Genomic DNA, 1,709 nt, shown 5'->3' on the forward strand with positions numbered 1-1,709 from the left:
GTTGTTTAGTTAATTATTTAACCCAAACGCCGTAAGAGTTGAAAGTATAACCGTTAACAGTTGTATTAGAAACCATTACACCGTTATCATCCACATAGTACCATCTAGTACCCTGAGCATCAGAAGCAATCCAAGAATTACGTAACATTGTACCGTTCTTTACATAATACCAGTTAGCACCAGAAGCAATCCATTTAGAAGGTCTAGAACCGTCTTCTGCGATGTAATCCCAATCGCCATTGCCTTTATCTACCCATCCTGATTGAGTAATATCACCATTCAGAATCATTTTAATGTATAATGCTTCAATCAAGTCACGATTAGCATCTACATCTGCTTTCTCACTTCTCTTTAAAGAATTATAGATTGCTTTTTCATTTGCATCTAATTTTGATAAAGCTTTTTTAGCAGCAACAATCTTAGCAGCCTGCTTGTTAGTCATTGTGGAATTTAAAGTGATTCCTTCAATATCTGTAGTAACAGCTTTTAATAATTCATCAGTTGAAGCTGCATCAGCTACTAAAAGATCATAATAAGTGTCTTCTTCATCAGAATCAACTAAAGTTGTCATTAACTTATATAAATCATTTTCAGCAACTGTTTTAAATGCATAGTAACGACCTAATCCAGCATCAACTTCTTTAACTCTATAACTTCCGCTTGTACGTTGCTCTGTAGTCACTGTCCAGAATTCATTCACGACTGTTTCGACATATTCTTTTAATGCTTTTACATCACTTGCCCGGAATGCGGCAATCGCATCATCAATAGCATCTAATTCGCTATCTTTCGCATCTGTTTTAATAACATCAGCTAAATCACTAAGTTTTTCATCCAATTTGTCAAATTCTTTCTTTTCTGACTTAGTATCATTAAGAAGATCTTTCACATCTTGCATCTCAGAAGCGATTGTTTCCAATCCTTCGATGTAATCAGCAACTACACCTTCATTTTTAACATCACCATATTTAATATCTACTAATTTATAAGAATCCTTAGTAACTTTTGTGATGAATGCTTTAAGTGTAGAAAGACTAGTATAAGGAATCGCCACTTCATCATCGACTAAAGCTTCAACAGTCTTACCAGCTACATTTTCTGCAGCTAATGCTTTTGCAAACTTTTTAGCATCGCTTTCAACTGTATCTTCTTTGTAGTCTTCAACATCTGATTTTAAATCTGCAAATAAATCTTCGATTTTTTCTAAATTATCTGCGTTATCTTTATTAGCCTCACCTTTAAGTGCGATATTTCCTTTAAAATCTAATAAATCTTTTACTTTATTGTATAATTTAACATCATCAGTATCAACTGGTGCAGCATATGCTTCTAAATCAGCTAAAGTTGTTAATAAGTCAGCTGCATGTTCAACAGCTGTTTTAACAACATTATCAATCTTAGTTCCAACTAAGTATTCCAGAATGTCTTTCTGTTCGTCAGTATAACCAGCAACAGATGCATACTTATATGCATTTTCTAATATTGTTTTAACATCAACACCATCTATTGTTTGATCGAAAATGTCCTTAAACTCTACCTCTGCAGCAGCTTCAAATAACTCTTTTGCACCACCAACTTCATCATCAGCAGCGATATTTTTAGCATCACCTAATAGATCCAATAAATCTTCTACTTTATCTTTTTGATCGATAACAGTTTCAACTACACCTTTAGCAGCAGGATCAGCTGCCAAAACAGGAACAGCACTA

Annotated in this window: 1 pseudogene; it reads right to left on the reverse strand. The window is 33.9% G+C overall.

Annotated features, from left to right (window positions below):
- Positions 1-13: 13 nt before the first annotated feature.
- Positions 14-1,709, reverse strand: a pseudogene (locus tag DAHG_RS21275) (hypothetical protein); the annotation flags it as partial.

Source organism: Dielma fastidiosa (genome assembly GCF_000313565.1).
GTDB lineage: Bacteria > Bacillota_I > Bacilli_A > Erysipelotrichales > Erysipelotrichaceae > Dielma > Dielma fastidiosa.